Raw genomic sequence first — 21232 nt, 5'->3', positions numbered from 1 at the left:
ATTGCTCACCGTAGGCAGAGTGTTTCAGTAAGATATGAGATAGATCTCAGGAGTTTACGATGGCGACTGACGATAATGAGGGCCTTCTGTCAGAAGGCAATCCCCAATCCAACCAGCTTTGCGAAGCGCTCCTAAAGGTCACCGCGGATCACCCCGTGATTATTCTTAGAGAGAGAGTTAAAATAAAGAGGGAGGTAGGTTCCGTAACGGAGACGTTACAGGTTTTTCCTGATGGTTCGAAAGATAATAGAACCACAAAGAAATATGAGTATATAGATTCCGATTGTATTACTTTTTATTGCAAAGAGGATCGGCTGGGGGCGATCGCAATGGCGACAGTCCCAGAGCGTGCAGTGTACTGGGACCATCAGGGGGGGAGCGAAAGGAGAAATGATGGATATTATTACGAGTGGTCCGTTGGTCAGGCATTTGTATTTTGTGATGGGCAGGAATTGCTTCAATCTCAATCCCCACTGAAGCAAGAGGTTTCGTATGGTGTTCTTCCTTCTTTGGAATTATACTATACACAGTACAGTGCCGAGTTGTGTGATGTGGTTCGCGACTATGTTGTCAAGACGCACGATGAATTTGTAAGGGTTCGTCGACGTCAAGAGTCTATAGAAAAAGAGCGTGAAATTGAACTCGAGGTGGCCAAAAGAAGAGGTCGAGGCGCAATTGTTCAAGATGTTGTAATCGTGCTTGTTGCGCTAACTATTTCATCTGTTTTACTTTATTCTCTAAGGGGTTGGCTGTTTTGATGTTTAGCTTGGCTTTTGCGCTCTAAACTCTGATACAATTAGAGCGCCCGTGGTGTGAATTCGGGCCTGAGCTACACCTTTGTCGTGTTGTATACAGCCATTGTCTGTATAAGTCTGGTCGCGCTTGAGTTCTGACCCTGTTTCAGCCTTTATCCTGAATGCCCAGGCGCAGCTGCGTGGACCGGGCGGAAGCAAGCTTGGTCGGGCTGGGTGGCGTTGTCAAAGCTTCTTCGGCTCTGGGCACTGCAACGGCAGGCCTAGGGGTGAAGGGGACCAGGTCGCTGTCAGAGATGTCTCTATCGTCTGTGGCTTGTTGCCTCTGTCATGGGGCAGAAGACAGCGCGAAGCCTTGAGTTGATGTCTCTTTTACCGAGATTTGATTTTGATTGCTTGAGGGCCAGGTGCATGCCAGAGTTGATTGATTGGCATTACCGGAAAGTCGACCTTGTTAGAGCGCAGGATGGCGTATTCGTGCGTGGCAATTGAACCGGGCCGCTTAGCGTATTGCGTAAATTTGGGGGTTTCAGTGGACGTATTTGTTTTTCTCACTCTGGTCGCGGGAGTTGTTCTGGTCGCGGTCCTGTATTTTCGCGGCAGAAATAATAGTCAGTCAAAAAACACCAATCTGGCACCGCGTGATCTTCATTCGATCGTGGAAGAGTTGTTTGAAGAGGTCGTGCTTGTTCGGTCCGTTCCGAATGCGGCTTCGAGGCAATTGGGTGTTACAGCATCCCACTGTGATGAGTACCAATTGATTAACCTGAAAACGTCGAGTTTCAAAAATAAAAACCTACGCATGAGAGTTTTCCATAACAACAGTAAAGCAGTAAATGCTTTTAGTTTTGATTATAACTTTAAAGCTTCTGATCCCGAACCGTTCATCAGGGCTTTCAGGGCTAGACTTAAAGGTTTTGATGATGGACAGATTATTGTGTCGCATGAAAATATAAGCTCAAATAATCCACTGGATAACTATCTGGTCACAGTAAGGTATTCTAGGTCCACCTATAAAAATGAAGATGTAGTAGTGGACGCCGTTCTGATCAGTTCCATTTATGGGTCCATGGAGTTGTGTGTGAAAATGGGAGTGTAGAGCTGAAAACAAATCAGCCTGTTCTCAAGGGGTGAACGCAAACTGTTCTGTGCGGTCCATGCGATTAAGTGCCGCCTCATCGCCGCCGGTTTGATCGAATGCGGTGGAGGTTTTCGTTCTGAAACAGACATAGACTTTAGGCGTTTCCCATAGAGCACAGTAGTATTGCGGGCTCTTTTGTCGGACTGCCAATGCTTGTCAAACTGGCTTTACGAAGATCGTCTGGTCGCCACATCGGTTGTTAAGGTCGCGGCAGTACGGTGGTTCCATATCGTTCTTACCCATGAGCGGCGATATTGAGGGGCATTGCCGTGGCAGCGATTGAAACGCTACCGCCTTTATGGCCCAATCTCCCCTCAAACCTCACCAACCCGTCATCTTGCTGACAAGCGCGTGAGGCGGGGCCACAGGCTCTGGCCAAACGGCGCACCCTGGCCCATCTGGAGGTTATGGAGAGACTGCCCGCCTATCGCGCCCTGGCTCCCGTCCCGCCCGGTCTGATGGCCTGGCATCACGGCGGGCCTGAGGCCGTGCCTTTGCCGCACCGCATGCTGCCCTTCTGGTATGCCAGCGTGGCGCTGCGCCGGATCTGGTCTGCGCGCGGACATGTGTTGTCGGTGCGCGCGGAGGTGCTGGGGCCAGCGTCCAGACCCTATATCTATGCACCGCGCGAGCGCACCGAAATCCTGGGTGTGGCCTTCCAGGCCGAACTCTCTCCCGACCTCACAGGCGCACGCCTCGATGAGCTGGACGGGGTGCGCGGCGCCTGGATGGATCATCGCCCGGACGGGCTTGATCGCCTGATCGCGCGGGCCGAGGCGGGTGAGGCGGCCGCAACCCTGCAGACCTCGCTGATGACGCTCGTACAGGACAAGCTGGCCCGGGCCAGTGACGGGCATAAGGAGACGGCCAGCGATCATGCGCTCGGTCTGATCCGGCGCACGGGCGGCCAGGTCCGCATGTCCCGTCTGGCGCAACAGCTCGACCTGTCCGAACGCACACTCAATCGCCAGATCAGTGGCACGACCGGCTTGTCGCCCAAGGCCTATGCACGCCTGGTGCGGCTCGGGCGGATCGCTCAGTCCGCCGATGCCGATGATCAGCCCGACTGGGCGGGGCTGGCACATGATCATGGCCTGGTTGACCAGGCGCACCTCGCGCGTGAGTTCAAACATATTCTCGGCCTCTCGCCGGCGCGGGCCCATGCCGAGCGTCGTCACGGCGTGTCCGATTTGTCCAATACGGGGGTGGAGGTCAGCGCTATCTAGGAGATCGTTTTGATTGTCCGAGGATGACACGATGTCCCGTCTGACTGCCCTGACCCGCCTGTCGGCTGGCGTAATTGCCGCCACACTCCTATCGTCCACCGCTCTCGCCCAGACCGCCATTGAGATGCGGGCGGAGCGTTTTGACCTGTCCCATGCCCGCAATGTCGAGTTTCGCGAGATCAATGGCGAACCGGCTTTGTGTTTTGCTGGCGGCGCCGTTCTGGTGCGCGATGTCGCCCTGGCCGATGGCACGCTGAGTGTCGATATCGCCAATGAATCCCACCGGCATTTTGCCAATCTCGTCTTCCGCGCCGAAAGTGTCGAGGATCACGAAGCAGCCTATGTGCGCATGCACAAGAGTCGTCAGGTCGATACGCTGCAATACAATCCGCACATTCGTGGCGAGAGCCACTGGCAGCTCTTTGCGCCCTATATGCGCATGGCGGATCTGGGCGAGGCCGACTGGATCACGCTGTCGGTCGCCTATGCCGATGACCGCGCCCGCGTGAGCGTGGAGACCTCGGCGGGCACGTTTGACCAGCCGGTCGGCGATCTGGCGCTCGACACCTATGGCGAGCAGATCGGTCTGCGCGCCCTGTTCCCGACCTGTTTTGCCAATCTGCGCTATGATGACGCCACCCCGGATCTCTCCGATATTGCTCCGACGGTCTATGACCCCGCGCCCGGTCAGATCTCGACCTGGTCACTCTCCGAAGCGGCGCTGTTTGAGGGTTTTGCCGATACGATGATGTCGGATGAGGCCTGGGGCGAGGCTGAGGCCGATGCCAATGGCACGCTGCTGGTGTCGCGCTATCGGGCCAAGCCCAGCTCCGGCGGGTTTGAGCGCAATGGTCTGGATGTGGTCTATGCCTCAACCACGATTGTTTCGGATCGTGCGCGGGTTGTGGCGCTCGATTTCGATGTGTCCGATATCGGCCGCATCTATCTCAATGGCCAGCCCCTGGTGGAAATCAACAACGCTTTCCGGGCCAAGCATTCCAACGTCATTTTCCGCGGTGATTTCGATGTGAACACGCAGACCGTGATGCTGGCGCTGGACGAGGGTGAGAATGATCTGGTGATCGGCGTGGCCGAGCGCGCCAATGGCTGGGCCCTGGCCGCCCGTCTTCAGGACATGACGGGGCTGGCTCTGCGCTGACCCGTCCGGCTCTCCCGCCTGTCCCGATCGGGCGGGGGAGCCTTTTTCGCGCCAGGCGCTGTCTAGATCGACCGCCCGAAATCGGCGCACATTAGACAGATCCAGATGAGCACGGCCGGAGCGGCCAGAAGCGCGACGGTCATGATGATGACCGGGCCGAAAAAATAGCTCAGCACGGCCAGCAAGAGGGCAATATTGGCAATGAAGGGCAGGAAGGCTTGCTCGGGATTGTCATTGAGTTCGCGAAACACTCCGCCGATCAGGGGCAGGGCAAAAAGCAGGCGCAGCATGCATATCTCCGTTGTCAGATCTGGAGACAGGTGTGGCGATCGGGTGACCGGTCTTCAATACGGGTCGGCAGAGACGAAAGCGCACCCAGGCCGAGTAGGGATATTCAGCCGGATCTGTGCGGGCACGGATCCGGCTTATGTTCGAGCGCTTGCCGGGCAGCCTCTGGCTAGCGCGGCCAGAGGCGGATGACGGTCAGGCCGACACCGGTCAAGGCAAACAGAACAGCCAGCAGGGTCGTCATTTTGACCCACCAGGAATTGAAGTTTTCCCGCGTCGACCAGTCCATGATGTGCAGACCCCAGAACCAGTCAAACGTCCGCCAGAGCGGTGTCCGCACGGCCCGTAAATCCCCGGTCTGAGCATTGACGTACAATGTGGCCCGGTCCGGACCGGAAAACACCGCAGCCCAGGCCGGAGTGGATAATCCCGCCTCACGCGGCGGAGAGGCCAGCAGGCGGATGTCGGACATTTCACCGCGTCCCGCATAGCGGGTCCGGGCAATCTCGCTGGCCTGGTCCTGGTCAATCAATCCGAGCGCTTCACCGGTGCGGGCATCATAGAGGCCCCGTCCTGTGTGTGTGCGCACCAGCCAGACCGGTTCGTTCAACAGCATCCGGGCTTCCAGAGACATAACCGGATCGCCCAATTGCTCGGCCAGTGTCGCAGCCGACAGGGCGTCGGCCGGCCAGTTGAGGGAAGCGGGCGGCTGATTAGCGCGCAGATGGGATCCACGCACCTCATCAATCGGGAACCAGACCATGAACAGGCCAGAGACAAACCAGATCACGACCTGGAACCCGACGGCCACGCCCATCCAGAGATGGACGCGGCCCAGGGCCCGAAACAGTTTCGGCGCAATCATGGGGCTCAGCCCTGCCAGTGGAGGCGCAGGCCAAACGTGCGGCCTTCACCCAGCAGACGCTCTCCAACCGGCACGATCGAGGCCGTATTGCGGTTGTACCCCGCCATGTGATCGCGATAGCTGTGATCGAGAAGATTGTCGGCGGAAACCGAGAGCGACAGGGCGTCGGTGAGCGCGATCTCGCCAAAGGCACCCAGCAGAACATAGCCGGGCGTATCCGCTTCCGAATTGGTCACGGAGACCTCGTCCTGTTCGGCAAAGGCCTGGGTTTCCAGCCCCAGACTCCAGCGCGCGGTTTCATAGCGGGCGGTCAGGCGCAGATTGGGCGGAGCGATGCGATAGAGATTGTCATCGATATCGTCGCGTTCCCCGCGAACATAATTGGCGACGCCATCCAGGCGCCAGTGTTCGCTCAGCTGCATGCCGAAATCGATATCAAACCCGTAGAGCACGGCATCGGTATTGGCAAAACGCAGCGGGGTGGGATCGCCATTCATGCCCGACACCATTTCTACCGGATTATCGATCACACCCGGTGTGGCATCGAAGGGCACGCCCTGGATGTAATTCTCGATCTGGCGATAGAACACGGCGGGCCGCACATAGGCCGTGGCGTTGGACCAGTCCACACCGGCTTCGATGAGCCAGGCGGTTTCCGTCTCCAGATCGCGGTCGCCGACATAAGTGTTGCCGTCGGCCAGACCGGCTGAGGCGGGGATGGGCAACCAGCCGAAACGTTCCAGGTAGGTCGGCGCACGGTTTTTGCGGGCCAGGCTCACCCGCAGACGCGTGGCGTCGCTCAGATCGCGCCAGCTACGAAGGACTGCGTCGAACGTCGTGTCGTCCCAGCTGCGATCCTGGTCATTGAAGCCCATGGCCAGCATGCCCGGCATGGCGGGAACAGCCGAGCCGACCGTGGCGAGACCCGCCTCGGCCTCGTGGTGGTCGGCACGCAGGCCCAGCTCGGTATTCCAGCCGGCCAGAACCGTCTCGAACTCGGCGAACACACCTGTGCGCGAGATTTCGGCATCGGGAATGGCGGTCAGGAAAAAATCGGCATTGAGTGGATTGGTGATGGTGACCGCATGGTCGGCGGTGACATGGTCCACACCCAGGGTCACATATCCGCCTGCCAGCTCCCGTCCGGCATCGAGTTTGACATGGCGGGTTTCGCCGGTCGCGAGAGTCTCGCGATATCGCATCATCATGGCGGGCGCGGGACGCAGCGTGAAGTTGTTCATGGCGTGATCGACATCGGCGAGACTGGCCATGGCGGTCACAGCCCACGCGCCCAGCTCGCCCTCATAGCTCAGCTTGGCAAAATCGGTGTCGATATATCGAATATCCATTGCAAAGGGCGGATTGCCCGTATCCCCGGTCTCATGGCGACGCAGATCCAGACGTACGGTGTGGTGCGCATTGCGGACACCAATGCCAAGGCCATAGACGGACCGGATGTGTTCTGTTCCGGCCAGTTCTCCTTCTGGAGTTTCGATGTTCCCGCCACTTTCATGGGAGGCCAGGGCCTGCACGACCCAGCGATCATTGGCCAGACCGGTCAGGCCGGATGCCTCGACAGCGTCCGCGCCCGAGCGATAGCCCAGGGTGAATTCGCTTTGGGCGTCAAAGGCGTCGCCCGAACCAAAGGGCACGGATTTGAAAACGACATTGGCGCCGCCGGCCAGGCCCGGTCCATCGCTGACGGGGGCGAGGCCACGGGAGAGTTCGATGCGCTCGACCAGGCCGCGCGGGGCATAGCTGAGCGGCGGGTCCATCAGGTTGGGACCGCCCGAATGGAAGCTTTGATGATCGATGCGCACGGGGACGCGGTCCCCGAACAGGCCGCGATACTGAAGTTGGCCGGACAGTGGACCATTGGCGGTAAGGGCGGCGCCGGGCAAGCGGGCGACCAGGCCGGCCGTGTCAGGGGCCGCGGGTGGCAGGGCGTCCGGACGCAGAAGCTCGGTCGTATCCGTTGCGACGCGCGGGGCCGAGACGGTGATGATATCTGTAAAGACGGTCTCGCTGGACGGTGAGGTCTCGGATTGAGCCAAGCCGGGGGTTGCACAGACGAGGGCGGTCAGGCTTGCCGAAGCCAGAATGGATGTACGCATGATAATACTCCGCATGGGCCGGATGCTCCGGTCCCGATATGACAATCAACTGGGTTTGAGATGTCAGGCGGAATGTGGGGGCGCGCGTGAACGCTGGAGGCTCAGATGGGCATGATCGCGAGCCAGGTCTTCACCGGGCCGGGTATGCTCGGGTTTGATCCCCGGCGGCGCTGCCAGGGATGCGGCCGAAGCGAGCAGGGCTGCTGACGCGGCATGGCTGGTCAGGTGACAGGTCGAGGTGGTTGGCGTGTCGTCATCGCCCCTGTCGTGAGAGGCGTGATCATCGGGAACCAGCTGGCCGGTTTCCATGTCGTACAGAGCGGTCAGAGGACCATCGACGTGACACAGGACGATCTCGATCCGGCCCGTGCTGTCATTGCGATCCAGCATGAGACCCTGGGGCAGGGCTGATTGAACGCCCATGGCGATCAGGGCCAGCGCCAGAAGCAGCTGGGCCAGAAAACCCCGTCCGTGTCGCAGATCCAACAACATAAGGGCCGCCTATCATGTTTGGTGTGTCACAAGAAGTGGAAATCTCAGGGCGCGACCCTTGATCGCGGAGGCCTCGTGGCGCCACATGGCGGCCATGTCTCATAATGAAATCCATGCCCACTGTCTGGACGCCGCCGCAGACCTTTCACCCGAATTGGTGGAGGCCCTTCATCATGTCGGGCCGATCATCCTGCCGCGTCGAAATGATCGCGCCTTCCCCGATTATCTGAGCCGGGCGATAGCGGGTCAGCAAATCAGCGTGAAGGCCGCGGCCAGCATCTGGTCCCGTGTCGAGGCCCTGTGTGGTGAGACGGCCTTGATGCAGTTCATCTGTCCCGAGCAATATGACGCTTTGAGGGGGTGTGGCCTGTCGCACGCCAAGGCGAAGACTCTCATCACTATCGCGCAGGCCCACCAAACAGACGGGCTGGATACGCAGCGCCTTGAGGGTTTGACACCCGCTGAACGCGCGGCCTGTCTCACCGAGCTGTGGGGTGTGGGCCAGTGGACAGCGGACATGATGAATATCTTCTATTTTGGAGAGTGGGATATCTGGCCGGACGGGGATGTGGCCGCGCGCAAGACGCTCGAGCGCCTGACCTCGAAACGACGCAAAACGGTCCGTTCAGCGGCGCGGTTCAAACCCTATCGATCCTGGCTGGCCTATTATATGTGGGCCTATGTGGATGCACCGCCCGATGGCGATGCATCTCCATAGTCTATGGGGAGTGTTTATGGGATGTCGGGCGATTGATAGATATCGAATGCCTCAGCATTTGCGTCCCCAAACCTGAGAAAGGCCGTGCACACATACGTCATCCCTTGCGGCGGCGCGTCGCCCTCGTTGACGAGAGTGACTTGAGCGTCGGATCCGCGCGGGTTGTCAGTGCGGCAGACATACCAATTGCGTCGCTGATTGTCCTCGGTGAGATTGTATCCTGCGGCGCACAGATCCCCGTACTGCGCCACATCACCCCTGGCTTCAGTTTCGAACGCAGCCTGCGAGTCGAGATTGCGATCAAGTGTGTCGATCTGAAGGATGAATGTCATGACTCGTCACACAAGGCTGATTCAAGCTGGCTGAAGCCGAATTCACGGTCTCTCAGATCAATTTCCAGAATGGTTTGTTGCGTCGAGCGACCATCCTGACTGATCCCCAACTGATCAATGGCAGCCTGTTGAGCCTCTGGGTCACCATTGTTGGCGAGGGCGGTTTTGCACCCTGATAGCTCCGCGACACGGCGTGTGAACTCCGTGTCCTCTGGCGCAAGATTGAGAAATGCGTTGGTACTGCTTGCCGAGTTACCGAGCGCGCGCGCGGCCTGCCCGGTTGAGAATGCGCTACGGATCGTAAAGTCATTATTGTCGGTCCGCGTGGTGCCAAACATGGAGATCACGTCCTGGGCCTCACGCGACGGGCCTTGTCCCGGATTTGGATTCTCGGAAACCGGAGCATTTCCGGGTATCGAGGCGAACACCGAGCGTTTGTAGGCGAGGCTCATCTCGGCTGGTTCCGAGGAGGTGGCGGCATTGGGCGCCAGGGTCAAGGAAAAGGCAATCTGGGCCTCTTCAGCGAAGAAGACCGCATCCGAGGTCTTTGTTGTCTTGCAGCCCGAGGCCAATACGGGAATCAGAAGCAGGACAGGCCATGTGGTTCTGATGTGCATGACTAGCCTCCCTGGAAGCATGAGAACGGGCCGGCTGCGCCCTGGGCAACTTTATCGGCGTAAATGAGCGCAGCCTCACCTGTGGCCATGGCTTCATTCACGTCAAATCCGAACGCGTTTACAATTTCAACTTCGGCACACGCGATTACTGACATTGTGCTCTGCTTTGGAGTGACTTCCGTTGGAGTGACTTCATTGGTTTGAGTGGGGACGTAGGCGAGAAAGTTTCGGCGAAATCCAACAGTGAGACCGCCTCCCTGTTCTGCGGTCGACGCCGAGGCATCGACACCCAGTACGCTCCGTTGATAATAGTACACATGGTCTGATTTAGAGCAGGCGCTCAGACTGGTAATAGATACCAGAATCAAGCCTAGGTGTTTGGAATAACGTCTAAAATTCATCGCAATTCTCCCCCTCTTGAACGTGTGTGAGCTCTGGTTGGTCATGATGGTAAAGGATCCGGACGCAGCGGGTGTCGTGAATGGATTGCTGGTGCAGATACACCCGCTCGATTCCAATCGTCAGTCCGCGCAAGATCGGGCTGAGGCCGAGACGGACTCCGACAGAGAGTCGATCTGATGCCAAAGCGTCTTCTGGCGTGGCTTGATTGAAACATCCCGTCTCACATGCGTCGGGCAGATCGAGCTGGTCGGCGTATAATAGAGTGTCGTGCCGGTATCCCAGCGTCCACTCCGTTCCTCCCGAACGCGAGACGAGACCCCCGAACGAGCGGACATCGAGCCGTGTGCCCTCTTCGAGCCGGGTCACCTCCGTAACCGCCAGGCCTCGCCCATTGACGGCGCAGCCTGTTCCAAGTGGAGCAAGCACGACAACCGCTATGATGGCCAAGATATCCCTCATAGGTTGATTTGGTCACAAACCTGGTCGGCTTGCAAGTTAAGGTCGAAATTGTGGGTTGGAGCGGCGACAGGGCATTACGTTGACGTAAGCGGAGGTTTGGTCTCGACAGTCCGGGAAGACGCCACTAATCTCACCGGCGATCCGCACGTGACCGATGAACGAGTCCCGGCGGTGACATAACGGACGGTTCGGTGACACCTGATCCGAACCGCAAACAAGGTCGATAGGGGAGATACCATGGCCGAACCGGATATCCTGAAGGGCAAGCTTCGTTTGCCCGTTATCGGTGCACCGCTTTTCATCATCTCCAACCCGGATCTGGTGATCGCCCAGTGCAAGGCCGGTATCGTGGGCTCCTTCCCGTCGCTCAATGCGCGGCCGGTCTCCCAGCTGGATGAATGGCTGGACCAGATCACGTCTGAACTGGCCAGTTACAACGAAAAAAATCCGGACGCACCGGCCGCGCCTTTTGCGGTGAACCAAATTGTTCATCGCTCGAACAACCGCCTCGAGGAAGACATCGCCCTGTGTGAGAAATACAAGGTGCCGGTCGTTATTACCTCGCTGGGGGCGCGCGAAGAGGTCAACCAGGCTGTGACCGGCTGGGGTGGCATCACTCTGCATGACGTGATCAATCAGCGTTTCGCTCACAAGGCGATTGAAAAGGGGGCCACGGGTCTGATCTGCGTGTCTGCCGGTGCAGGCGGGCATGCCGGTGCGTTGTCGCCCTTTGGTTTTGTGGCCGAGACACGTGAATGGTTTGACGGTCCGATCCTGTGTTCCGGGTCCATTTCAACCGGTGGCGGTGTGCTGGCGGCCCAGGCCATGGGCGCAGATTACGCCTATATCGGCTCGGCCTTTATCGCGACCCAGGAAGCGCGTGCGGATGAGCGTTACAAGCAGGGCATTGTCGATGGCTCCGCCGAAGACATCGTCTACACCAATCTATTCACCGGTGTGCACGGCAATTATCTGCGCAAATCCATCGAAGATGCCGGGCTCGACCCGGACAACCTGCCCCAAAGCGATCCCTCTGCCATGAATTTCGGTTCCGGCGGCAATCAAGACGCCAAGGCCTGGAAAGATATCTGGGGATCTGGCCAGGGGATTGGATCGATCAAGGCGGTCCGGTCTGCAGAGGCCTATATCGACCAGCTCAAGGCCGAATACGCCGCCGCGAAGTCCCGCCTGATCGGCTGAGCTTCATATCCGGTATCAAGACGACAGCGTCCGGCCCTGTCGGGCACTGTTTGAGTCGGGTTTGAGGTGTGCGAGCTCCGAATACAGGCTTGAAGCGATGCCAAGATAATGCGATCTCCTTCAGTGTGTGTTGGGGGGATGGCATGGGCATTAGTCTGAGTACCGAAGAGCTCATCGAGCGTCGGGCGGATATTCGACCGATCAGTAGTGGATGGGGTGTGTTCCAGATTGCAATCTGGATGTCCCTGGTGTTTCACCTGTTGATCGTGATGGGCTCGATCGGCGCTCATGCCGTCCTGGGCAATATATACCACGGTGAATTCGACCGCATTCCGGAAGCCGCCCAGGGCATTCTCAATGGCGTGTTTGTCGGTGGATTTACGCTTAATGCATTGCTGAACGTGCTGTTTGCGATCGGTTACGTAATGTTTTTCGTGCGGGCGCAGCACAACGCACTTCAGATCACACGCGAGCGCGATGACCGGTTCACGCATGCGGTCTGGATCTGGTACCTCATTCCCATCGGCAATCTGTTCGTCCCCGCCAATCGGGTGCTCGACATCTGGACGGCAGGTCGAGACTGGGCGGATGGCGGGCGTACGAATGCTTACTGGCTGGCCGTATGGTGGATCAGCTGGCTGGTGGCCGGTCTGTTTTCCGCGATCTCGTCCGGGGCCGTGACCGGGATTGTTTTTGAGGGTTTGGAGCCGCTTCTAGAAGACAAGGAGAGGCTCGGCGCCTTCTTGCTCACACTCAAATTCCATATCGTCGCAGCGGTTCTTATCGTTGTCTCGCTTGTCGGCATTTTTATCGTGTCACAACAGATCGCCGAGGATCAGTCCGCGCTTACGAAGGTCGTTCCAGCACGGCTGCGTTAAGCCGACCTGACTTGCGGGGCGAGATCAGGCCCGTTGGGCTTCGCTCTGATGCCCCAGCACAATGTCGCCCAGGGCGGCCGGTTCGCTGACTAAGTGACACGGCCCCTGGTCCGCCAGGATGTCGGCAGTGGCAAAACCCCAGCTGACGGCTGCGCAGTTGCAGCTGGCCTCGCGTGCGGCATCGATGTCGCGGACCTCATCCCCCACGCATAAGGTGCGTTGCGGGGTTGTGCCGGCCTTTTTGATGACTTTCTTGAACACAGAGGCCTTGCCGAACAGGGCCGCGCCGCAGGCAAACTGGTCGAACAGGCCGGCCAGTTCCGCCCCCAGCACCTCGCGTACGGCTTTTTCGCCATTTGAGCTGACCACGGCCAGAGAGACCCCGGACGCCTTGAGGGCGAGCAATAGCTCGGGAATGCCATCAAACAGCACAATCTGGTCGGCATTATCCGCAGCGCGCTGGCGGACGTCAGCGGCGATGAGCGGGACTTTCCAGGCCGGGATCTCCAGCTCGTCCATGATGGCTTTGGGTGTCAGTCCACGCAGGGCTTCGGCCTGGTCCAGGGTCAGGGGCTTGAGCCGGTGGTGTTCGAGCACATCACCCAGCACCGAGCGGAACCAGGTCAGGCTATCGGCGAGAGTGCCGTCAAAATCAAAAACGACGAGGTCGAAACGCTGCGTCATACTTCCCCCCTTGGTTCGCGCCGGTTCGGGTGTTGAACATCTCCCCAGAGTTCATCCCAGCGTTCATTCCGGTCCGGATGTCTTCTGAAATCCACTGCAAGGGCCTGCGATGGGCAGGGTGTGTTCCTTGAAAGATCCGGACCCCTGAAAGGCCTGGACCTGAATCTCATCCGACAGGCGCGTCACCTGTTTTGGCGTTGTTCGCCATGCTGTCCGGGCACAGGCCCGGCCTGAAATAAAAAGGGCCGGTCTGTGGACCGGCCCTGATCACACTACGGATTCGTGTGACACTTCTACCCTTAGATAGAGGTGAGCCATTGCGGTTTTACATACGGCAGGTTGAGATCGCGCGCTACCGGTTCATAGCAGATCTCGCCCGCATGCACATTCAGACCGCGTGCCAGGTGTGGATCATCATTCATCGCGGCCTGGGGACCCTTGTTGGCCAGAGCGAGGGCGAAGGGCAGGGTGGCATTGTTGAGCGCCAGAGTGGACGTGCGAGCGTAGGCGCCCGGCATATTGGCGACGCAGTAATGCACGACACCGTCGATGATATAGGTCGGCGCGTCATGGGTGGTGGCTTTTGAGGTTTCGAAACACCCGCCCTGGTCGATCGCGATATCCACCAGCACTGCGCCATCCTTCATGTCTGCGAGCATGGCACGCGAGACGAGTTTCGGGGCAGCGGCACCAGGAATCAAAACAGCACCGATCACGACATCAGCTTCGCGTACAGCTTTGTCGAGCGCGCCCTGGGTGGAGTAGGCGGTTTTCACACTGCCGGCGAATTGTTCGTCGAGTTCCGCGAGCCGCTTGGCGGAGCGATCAAACACGGTCACGTCTGCGCGTGCGCCGATCGCCATCTCTGCGGCGTGTGTTCCGGCCACACCGCCGCCGATGATCACGACCTTGGCCGGCAAAACGCCTGGCACACCGCCCAGCATCAGGCCACGGCCACCCTGGGCTTTTTGCAGGCAATGTGCTGCGACCGACACAGACATCCGTCCAGCGACCTGGCTCATCGGGGTCAGAAGGGGCAGGCGACCATCCACATCCGTGACCGTCTCATAGGCAATGGCGGTGCAGCCGGATTGGCGCAGGCCCTCGGCCTGGACCGGATCCGGAGCCAGGTGGAGATAGGTATAGAGAATATGATGGGGTTTCAGCATGGCCGTTTCAGACGGCTGCGGCTCCTTCACCTTCACGATCATCTCGGCGTCGGCAAACACGGCCTCGGCGTCGGGCAGGATATGGGCGCCGATCGCCTTGTAGTCGTCATCGGAGAAGCCGACACCGCTCCCGGCCTGGGTTTCCACGACGACGTCATGGCCGGCACGGATGAGTTCTGCCGCGCTGTCCGGGGTCAGCCCGACCCGGTATTCGCGAACCTTGATTTCCTTGGGGACACCGATGCGCATGTTTCTCCCGCTTCCCTTGTCTGTCGGCGCAATCCGTTCCACTCCGGGATGTTATCGCGCTGGCACTTGAAATATTCTTGACCACTGGATTGCAAGTGTGCAATGAGCTGCGCAAAGCAATCAATGGCGCCGCTGTATATACAGCAAAAAGCGTCAGATCCAGAAGAATATTTCGTGTAGTTCGGGGGGACCGTCATGCGGCTCGATACGGTAGATATCGCCATTCTCAATACGCTTCAGGATGAAGGGCGTTTGACTAATGCCGAACTGGCCGACCGGGTGCAGTTATCCCCTTCGGCCTGCCATCGCCGGGTCAAGGCCCTCGAGGCGTCCGGTGTGATCGAGCGGTATGTCGCCCTGTTGTCCGAGAAAGCCCTGGGCCGGGGCATGACCGTTTATGTCCAGGTCACGCTCGACAATCTGAAGCATGACACGCTGCGCGATTTTGAGAATGCGGTGGAAGGCGTGCCTGAGGTGATGGAGTGTTATCTGATGTCCGGTGAAGCGGATTATCTGGTCCGCGTTCTGGTCCGCGACCCTAATGATTATGAGCGTGTGCACCGTGAGGTGCTGTCCTCCCTGCCGGGCGTGGCGCGACTGAATTCCTCCTTCACCATCCGACGGGTGTTTTCACGCACCCAGATGCCGATCCCGGACGGGGTTGAGGTCTGAGGCCGGATCGTCACCTGGGCTGTTTGGGGGCGATTTGGTCGGGTTCGCAGGCTCAGTGTTCTGGAGAAGACCGGGGCGAGATGCTTGCCAACCCCTCATGGCGGTATTAGATCCGCGCCATGACCGATCAACGCTATACCGAACTCGGCCAGCTGGGCGCCGATACCCCGCTGCCGAACACGCCGGAAGAGGCCGTTCTCGAACGTGTCGCCAATCCGTGTGACGCCCCTTACATGATCCGTTTTGTGTGCCCGGAATTTACCTCGATCTGCCCGGTCACGGGCGCGCCGGACTTTGCACACATGGTGATCGATTATGTGCCGCGTGACTGGATCGTCGAATCCAAGAGTCTGAAACTCTTCATGGGGGCCTTCCGTAATCATGGTGCCTTCCATGAGGCCTGCACGACGATGATTGGTCAGCGCCTGGTCAAGGAGCTCGACCCGCAATGGCTGCGCATTGGCGGTTACTGGTATCCGCGCGGCGGTATTCCGATTGATGTGTTTTTTGCGACCGGCGAGGCGCCGGCCGGCGTGTGGGTTCCCGATCAAGGTGTGCCGCCGTATCGGGGGCGCGGTTAACCCTGGGTCCGCTTGGCCCTGTAACGCAACCTGTTGAATGTTCATGATTATTCGAAACTAAAACCGGTTGTGTCGTAAGATCGAGTTAACCCTGTTTGGCACACTCTCCCCCACTCTGTTGGGGGAGCGAATGAAATTATTCCACCTAAGTGCCTGGACGGTCCAGGCCCGCCTGTTCACCCTGCTCGGGTTGATGATCGCCAGCTTTGGGGTGATTGGGGGCGCCATGCTTCTGGGCGAGGCCAAGAAGGCTGACGCGTTGAATCGGGCACAGCGGCTCGAAGCTCGCGCGCTGGATATTGAACATATTCGCACCACGGCACTGGAGCTGGGATACACGCTCGAACAATTCCTGCTCGATAAATCCCCCGAACAAATCGCAGACATTGATCAGCTGGGCCGTCGGCTCTCCAGCCAGTCCCCGGGGCACGAGGACCTGGTTCTTGATGGTCTGGTCGAACGCGCACAGGACATTACCGCGCTTCGCCAGTCCCTGGGCCTGCATTCGGAAGAGGGTCTGACCGGAGAATTGCGCGCCGCCGTCCACAGTATCGAGACACAGCTGGAGGCGTTCGAGCCGGCGAATTCCGGGCAGGAACAGCTGGCCCAGATCCTGACGATCGAAATGCTGAGCCTGCGCCGCAGCGAGAAGGACTTCATGTTGCGCGGGCAGGAACGCTATGTGACCCGTTTCAATGGCCAGATCGACGGGTTTGTCGAGTTGATCGAAACGGCCGAGGTTATCGGCTTTCTCAGTGGCGCTCTGGACCCGGCGCAAACCTATCAGCGCGCCTTCAATGACTGGGCGGAAATGTCCCTGCGTCTCGATACGCGGGTGAGCGAATACCGGCGGCAATCTCAGATGACCCTGACCGAGCTGACCCGGCAGCAGACCCTCTTGCGTGAAGATGCGGTGGCAGCACGTCAGGAATATACGCGTGTCGCTGAGCTGACGGGGTGGGGGCTTCTGGTTATCGTGATGGGCGTGGCGGCGGCCTGTATCTGGTTCTGCGTGGCTGTGTCCCGAAGCATCCGTCACCCGCTTCGCGCCTTTGCTGCGGCCGTTCAGGATATAGGCAATGCGTCACGCATCGCTGATCTGGCGCGCTGGGAGAACAAGACCGAGACCGGGGTTCTGGCGTCGTCCCTGCGTGAATTCCATGTGCTGGAACGCGAAAAAACCGTGCATGCAGACAATGAGCGTGCGGAAGCAGAGGGCCGGCGTGCGCGTTATGACAAGGTGGAGCGCCTGATTCTAGACTTCCAGACCAGTATCGAGACCTGTCTTCACACCGTTGGTGAAGCGATTGGTCAGGTCAATGACATGGCCGCGCGGATGATGGATCTGACCGGACGCGCTCGCCAGGATGCCGACCAGGTCGCGGAGACGTCGCGCACAGCCGCCGTCAATGTTGCCGGCATGTCGTCCAACCTCTCCACCCTGTTGCTGGAAATGGATCAGATTGCCCAGGCAACCAGCCAGACCCATGACCTGTCGGGTCGGGTCCAGGGTGATGCCACCGAAGCGCGCGAGGCCACACAGGCGCTGGAGGCCGCCTCGGGCGAGATCCGCCGTGTGGTGGAGCTGATCGAGGAAATTGCCGAACACACCAATCTTCTGGCGTTGAATGCGACAATCGAGGCCTCGCGTGCGGGTGAGGCCGGCAAAGGGTTTGCGGTGGTCGCCGACGAGGTGAAAACCCTGTCCCAGCAAACCTCAACGGCCACCTTGCGGGTCCAGGATGAAATGTCCGGCCTGACCCGGCAGATCAGCCAGGTTGCCGGCATGGTCAGTCATATCAGTGGTCTCACCGCCGAGACCGGGGCGTCTGTGGGCTCCATCACGCAATCGGTGGACTCCCAGCGCCAGGCCTCCAACGAGCTGCGCGATGGTGGCGAGCTGGCCAGTCAGTCGAGCGAGCGGGCGGCAGCCGGAGCCGAGAGCCTGAAAGGCGTCGTGGCGGAATGCCAGACGGTCGCGGGTCAGTCTGACCGTATTGTGGCCAATCTGTCCGATACATCCAGCGAGCTGGAGGGAGCCGTGACCGACTTCCTCAGCACCGTGCGGGACCTCATGCGCGCGGCCTAGGGGCCTATTACGGGTGTTGAGGCCAGTCCCCTGTCACTACAACGCAAAAATGCAATGCGACCGTCGGGGCGACCAGCGGGAGGGGGGCTCCCGTGCCCTCCGGTGAGACACTGTTCATATTCATGATCAATGACGGGTTCGGATTTGTGCCGGCAAAGACACGCCCGCGTTCGAAATCCGCCAGATAACTCCCCTGTGGATCGCGCTGGTCTCCCACCTCCACGGCAACCATCAGATTGTGGAGGTGTTCATGGGTGGGAATGGACACCGTTTCAGCGCCGCCTTCACTGGCGAATGTAAACTGCATGGGGTGATTATTGATCACGGGCGTGCCATGGGACACCGGAACGCGTCCCGTTAAATCGGGCACAGCGAACTCGGTCCCGCTTGACCGGGTGCCCCACGCCCCACCGGTGAGGGCGTACAGGGACGCGTAGGTCGATGCGTTGAGATAGGTCCCGTTAGCCTCAATCATTCCGTCAGGACAGCTGGATTGAATGCTGTCGCTCAACTTGTAGGGGAGAATGACGATTTCGCCCATCAGCCGGTCGACATAGGCATCCGGTCCGTCGCGGGAGGGGAAATAGCCGTCCACACTCATACACGGTGTGAGTCGTGTATAGGGGTGCTGGACTGAAAAGGTCTGGCCAGGCGTGCCGGTTTGGGTAATGGAGCCATTGGCCATGTCGACCGTCGGTTCAGAGCCGTTGGCGAAGCGATAGGAATTGGAATAGCCGGCCAGATAGGCACCTTGCGCGGAAGACTGAGTGGCGTCACCGCTGTCGGCCATTACGGCATGCGTGTGGGTTTCCATATTTGTCGGCTCGACTGTCACGTGGCTCTGGCCGTAAGTCGTGCCGATGACGTGCGTGGTCTGAAAACCCCCGGGAAAGACGTCCATCAGATTGGGCAGTTTGAGATTATTGGTTCGCCCTTGTAGCCCCAACGGGGGCTGGAGGAGCGCGGCCAGCCCCTCGTAATCGCCCCGGGGCGGATGGCTCAGGTCGATGGTTTGTCCAACCGGCATCGTCCAGCCTGTCGGGCAGTAATTGATACCGAAATACCGGATTTCCCCGAGCACCGGATTCAGCTGTGCCTGCGCGGCCGGCGAGGACATGCTGCTTACCGCGACGGTCAGGGCGATCAGCAAGTGGCGGGAGATAGTGTGAGCCCGAAGCATAATGAGACCCCTTCTACTGGCGTTGCGGAAAAACGCCCTGCGGGACAAAGCAGAAGCGGATGTTCAGGTGGGGCTGATACAGGTCAACTGACGAGTTGTCTGTGTTGATGGGGTAGCCGGACGGCGTATAGGGTTGCATGGAGATGGTTTCATATCCCATCCCAACCAGGTTCTGCGCGTTTACAGGTGATGTATACGGCGTCGGATCAGCGGGCCGTGAGTTGGTTGGAAGCATGCCGTTTATTGGAGAGGCCTGGGAGACACCCGCGGAGGAGGCGAGCAGGACGTGGGAGTGTGCGGGAGTTCCGACAGTCTGGTAGGGCATGCCGCCATAGGCCGGGTCGCGATAGCCTTGAGCGCCGAGCGGCGTGCGGCCTCGCAAGTCAGGGATCAGTATCGTGTTGATATTGTCACCGCCAAAACGGCTGCCAATGAGCGCCGACAGCTCCATTACCTCGTTGACCTGATAATACCCACCGTCGGCTTCGACTGTTCCGAGAGGACAGTACCAGTTCGCGAACAACACGACCTGGCTCGTATAGTATCGCAAGGTCGGGCGAGGCGGGGGCTCGGGCTTGTTCGCGGTATCGTCCGTATCGATGGCTTCAGCTGGAGAGAGGGCTGAGTTTGCCTCCCCATGCGGGTGCATGGCCGCGTGGCTCTCGGATTGGGCCTGTCTTTGCGCCTGCCCTTGGGCATGCGTATGGTCATCCGAGCGGGTATCACCCGGGCCGGGATCGGTCGTGTCCTGGGCCAAAAGCACAGCGACCACGGGAAGAAACAACATCTGACGCCCCCAAACATCAATTCGTGTGGAGCGTCAAACAACAATCAAAACCTGTTCAGTTCAAGCTAAACTCGCGCGCGGTTATGATTATTCCGGCGCTTGCCCGGCGGGGATGAGCCGCCGGGCACCCCTGAGCGCAGGGGGGAGCCGGAACAGGGACAAGTGTCCCGGCGCTCTGGCGGCACCTATCCCTCAGTTCGGCGCAGCCAGTCCTGGATCGCCCGGCCAATGGCAACGGGCTGGTCTTCCTGGATGAAGTGCAGGCCCTGGCCCACAAAACCGGTTTCCAGTCCGGGTATGGTCTCGACATACCAGTCGACGGCCTGGCGCGGCACGATCACGCCGGGATCCGCGTAGAGCAGCAGAACCGGCTTGTCGATTTCACCCATATAGACGGCGATGTCATTGAGACGGTCGACGGTCGTGGCCGGCGTACCGGCAATGGGAACCTCACGGGGCCAGGCGAGTGTCGGCCAGCGATCCTCTTCCTGTAGAAAGGGTGCCCGATAGGCCTCCATGGCGGTCTCGCTGAGCGGTCGATTGATTAGCATCGGCAGAACCTGCTCCACGAACATGTTCTGGCCGATCACGTTCTGCTCGCCAAGAACCGGATCCTTGAACATGCGGAACATACCGCCCATTTCCGGCCCCATGGCGTCGAAACTGGGTTGGGGGAAGGTGGGCGGCAGCACACCCTCCATGAAGGCAATCCCGGTCACACGATCGGGATGGCGCAGGGTATAATCCCAGGCCAGGGCGGCGCCCCAGTCATGTCCCACGACCGTGAATTCTTCCAGTCCGAGGGCTTCGACAAAGGCGGCCAGGTACAGCGCGTGATCGGTGAAGGAATAGTCCAGATCGGGCTTGCCAGATTGACCCATGCCGATGAGGTCGACCGCGATCACGCGTCTGTCCTCACCCACGATGGGCAGGATATTGCGCCAGAGATAGGCCGAGGTCGGATTGCCGTGAATGAACAGGACCGGATCACCCTCTCCCATCTCAAGATAGGTCATGGTTGAGCCCAGAACCGGCACGGATTGATACTCCAGATGTAGCACATCATCGATGGCCGGGGCAGGCAGGCGCGGTGCCGGGGTGTCGGACGTGTCCTGGGCGACCGCGAGGCCTCCCAGGCTCAAAGCGGCCAGGGCCGCTGTCAGAAGACGTGACATGGA

23 protein-coding genes are annotated in these 21232 nt (G+C 59.4%); 10 read left to right on the top strand and 13 right to left on the bottom strand.

The genetic code is table 11. The annotated features are described in order from the left end of the window. The first annotated feature begins 59 nt into the window (after positions 1-59). From RMQ97_RS09290 to RMQ97_RS09275, 4 genes are all read left to right on the top strand, one after another. On the top strand, positions 60-758 hold the full coding sequence (locus RMQ97_RS09290; protein ID WP_413660596.1) for a hypothetical protein: 699 nt from the start codon (positions 60-62) through the stop codon (positions 756-758). Between the two features lie 418 nt (positions 759-1176). Then, complete coding sequence (locus RMQ97_RS09285) at positions 1177-1851, top strand: hypothetical protein (RefSeq protein WP_413660595.1); 675 nt, start codon at positions 1177-1179, stop codon at positions 1849-1851. 449 nt (positions 1852-2300) lie between these two features. Next, positions 2301-3119: a helix-turn-helix domain-containing protein gene (locus RMQ97_RS09280; protein ID WP_413660594.1), complete on the top strand. Its 819-nt coding sequence runs from the start codon at positions 2301-2303 to the stop codon at positions 3117-3119. 31 nt (positions 3120-3150) lie between these two features. Then, the gene (locus tag RMQ97_RS09275) at positions 3151-4278 is read left to right on the top strand and encodes a hypothetical protein (RefSeq protein WP_413660593.1); all 1128 of its coding nucleotides are present in this window, start codon (positions 3151-3153) and stop codon (positions 4276-4278) included. Positions 4279-4340: 62 nt separating this feature from the next. Here the strand turns inward: RMQ97_RS09275 and RMQ97_RS09270 are convergent, their stop codons facing one another. The 4 genes from RMQ97_RS09270 to RMQ97_RS09255 all read right to left on the bottom strand — a co-directional run bounded on the left by RMQ97_RS09270 (position 4341) and on the right by RMQ97_RS09255 (position 8037). Beyond that, positions 4341-4568 (bottom strand): hypothetical protein, encoded by a 228-nt coding sequence (locus RMQ97_RS09270; protein WP_413660592.1) that lies wholly within the window; start codon positions 4566-4568, stop codon positions 4341-4343. A gap of 167 nt (positions 4569-4735) precedes the next feature. Further along, positions 4736-5431: a PepSY domain-containing protein gene (locus RMQ97_RS09265; RefSeq protein ID WP_413660591.1), complete on the bottom strand. Its 696-nt coding sequence runs from the start codon at positions 5429-5431 to the stop codon at positions 4736-4738. 5 nt (positions 5432-5436) lie between these two features. Continuing rightward, positions 5437-7545, bottom strand: a complete 2109-nt coding sequence (locus RMQ97_RS09260) for a TonB-dependent receptor (RefSeq protein ID WP_413660590.1) — start codon at positions 7543-7545, stop codon at positions 5437-5439. Between the two features lie 63 nt (positions 7546-7608). Then, entirely contained in the window at positions 7609-8037 is a 429-nt protein-coding gene (locus RMQ97_RS09255) for a DUF2946 family protein (protein ID WP_413660589.1), read from the bottom strand. A gap of 94 nt (positions 8038-8131) precedes the next feature. On the opposite strand from RMQ97_RS09255, the gene RMQ97_RS09250 reads away from it, so the two are divergent. Then, positions 8132-8755 (top strand): DNA-3-methyladenine glycosylase family protein, encoded by a 624-nt coding sequence (locus tag RMQ97_RS09250; RefSeq protein WP_413660588.1) that lies wholly within the window; start codon positions 8132-8134, stop codon positions 8753-8755. Positions 8756-8769: 14 nt separating this feature from the next. Here the strand turns inward: RMQ97_RS09250 and RMQ97_RS09245 are convergent, their stop codons facing one another. From RMQ97_RS09245 to RMQ97_RS09230, 4 genes are read right to left on the bottom strand one after another with little or no spacing between them, the layout of a single operon-like run. After that, the gene (locus RMQ97_RS09245) at positions 8770-9087 is read right to left on the bottom strand and encodes a hypothetical protein (protein WP_413660587.1); all 318 of its coding nucleotides are present in this window, start codon (positions 9085-9087) and stop codon (positions 8770-8772) included. Next, the gene (locus RMQ97_RS09240; RefSeq protein WP_413660586.1) at positions 9084-9704 is read right to left on the bottom strand and encodes a hypothetical protein; all 621 of its coding nucleotides are present in this window, start codon (positions 9702-9704) and stop codon (positions 9084-9086) included. The genes RMQ97_RS09245 and RMQ97_RS09240 overlap by 4 nt, the downstream gene beginning before the upstream one ends. 2 nt (positions 9705-9706) lie before the next feature. Continuing rightward, positions 9707-10105 carry a hypothetical protein gene (locus RMQ97_RS09235; RefSeq protein WP_413660585.1) on the bottom strand — a complete coding sequence of 133 codons (399 nt, stop codon included), beginning with the start codon at positions 10103-10105 and terminating at the stop codon, positions 9707-9709. Continuing rightward, positions 10095-10565 (bottom strand): hypothetical protein, encoded by a 471-nt coding sequence (locus RMQ97_RS09230; RefSeq protein WP_413660584.1) that lies wholly within the window; start codon positions 10563-10565, stop codon positions 10095-10097. The genes RMQ97_RS09235 and RMQ97_RS09230 overlap by 11 nt, the downstream gene beginning before the upstream one ends. A 237-nt stretch (positions 10566-10802) precedes the next feature. Here RMQ97_RS09230 and RMQ97_RS09225 point away from each other — a divergent pair, with 237 nt between their 5' ends. Further along, positions 10803-11765, top strand: a complete 963-nt coding sequence (locus tag RMQ97_RS09225) for an NAD(P)H-dependent flavin oxidoreductase (RefSeq protein ID WP_413660583.1) — start codon at positions 10803-10805, stop codon at positions 11763-11765. 143 nt (positions 11766-11908) lie between these two features. Further along, positions 11909-12643, top strand: a complete 735-nt coding sequence (locus tag RMQ97_RS09220) for a DUF4328 domain-containing protein (RefSeq protein ID WP_413660582.1) — start codon at positions 11909-11911, stop codon at positions 12641-12643. 24 nt (positions 12644-12667) lie between these two features. Here RMQ97_RS09220 and RMQ97_RS09215 read toward each other — a convergent pair whose 3' ends face one another. Together RMQ97_RS09215 and ald are read right to left on the bottom strand one after the other, a co-directional pair. Then, positions 12668-13327 carry an HAD hydrolase-like protein gene (locus tag RMQ97_RS09215; RefSeq protein ID WP_413660581.1) on the bottom strand — a complete coding sequence of 220 codons (660 nt, stop codon included), beginning with the start codon at positions 13325-13327 and terminating at the stop codon, positions 12668-12670. A 299-nt stretch (positions 13328-13626) separates the two neighbouring features. Continuing rightward, positions 13627-14745: an alanine dehydrogenase gene (gene ald, locus RMQ97_RS09210; RefSeq protein ID WP_413660580.1), complete on the bottom strand. Its 1119-nt coding sequence runs from the start codon at positions 14743-14745 to the stop codon at positions 13627-13629. A 195-nt stretch (positions 14746-14940) separates the two neighbouring features. Here ald and RMQ97_RS09205 point away from each other — a divergent pair, with 195 nt between their 5' ends. The 3 genes from RMQ97_RS09205 (at position 14941) to RMQ97_RS09195 (ending at position 18087) form a co-directional block, all read left to right on the top strand. Beyond that, on the top strand, positions 14941-15417 hold the full coding sequence (locus RMQ97_RS09205) for an Lrp/AsnC family transcriptional regulator (protein ID WP_413660579.1): 477 nt from the start codon (positions 14941-14943) through the stop codon (positions 15415-15417). A gap of 119 nt (positions 15418-15536) precedes the next feature. Further along, a complete protein-coding gene (queF, locus tag RMQ97_RS09200; RefSeq protein ID WP_413660578.1) occupies positions 15537-15998 on the top strand; it encodes a preQ(1) synthase in 462 nt (153 codons plus the stop codon). A gap of 130 nt (positions 15999-16128) precedes the next feature. Next, on the top strand, positions 16129-18087 hold the full coding sequence (locus RMQ97_RS09195; protein ID WP_413660577.1) for a methyl-accepting chemotaxis protein: 1959 nt from the start codon (positions 16129-16131) through the stop codon (positions 18085-18087). 7 nt (positions 18088-18094) lie between these two features. Here RMQ97_RS09195 and RMQ97_RS09190 read toward each other — a convergent pair whose 3' ends face one another. The 3 genes from RMQ97_RS09190 to RMQ97_RS09180 form a co-directional block, all read right to left on the bottom strand. Then, positions 18095-19204, bottom strand: a complete 1110-nt coding sequence (locus RMQ97_RS09190; RefSeq protein ID WP_413660576.1) for a phage tail protein — start codon at positions 19202-19204, stop codon at positions 18095-18097. A 76-nt stretch (positions 19205-19280) separates the two neighbouring features. Then, the gene (locus RMQ97_RS09185) at positions 19281-20054 is read right to left on the bottom strand and encodes a phage tail protein (protein ID WP_413660575.1); all 774 of its coding nucleotides are present in this window, start codon (positions 20052-20054) and stop codon (positions 19281-19283) included. Between the two features lie 185 nt (positions 20055-20239). Next, positions 20240-21229 (bottom strand): haloalkane dehalogenase, encoded by a 990-nt coding sequence (locus tag RMQ97_RS09180; RefSeq protein WP_413660574.1) that lies wholly within the window; start codon positions 21227-21229, stop codon positions 20240-20242. Positions 21230-21232 lie beyond the last annotated feature (3 nt).

It is taken from the genome of Maricaulis sp. D1M11 (assembly GCF_047308265.1).
GTDB lineage: Bacteria > Pseudomonadota > Alphaproteobacteria > Caulobacterales > Maricaulaceae > Maricaulis.
Note: the sequence above shows the minus strand (reverse complement) of the source record. Positions and strands in the feature narration are given on the sequence as shown.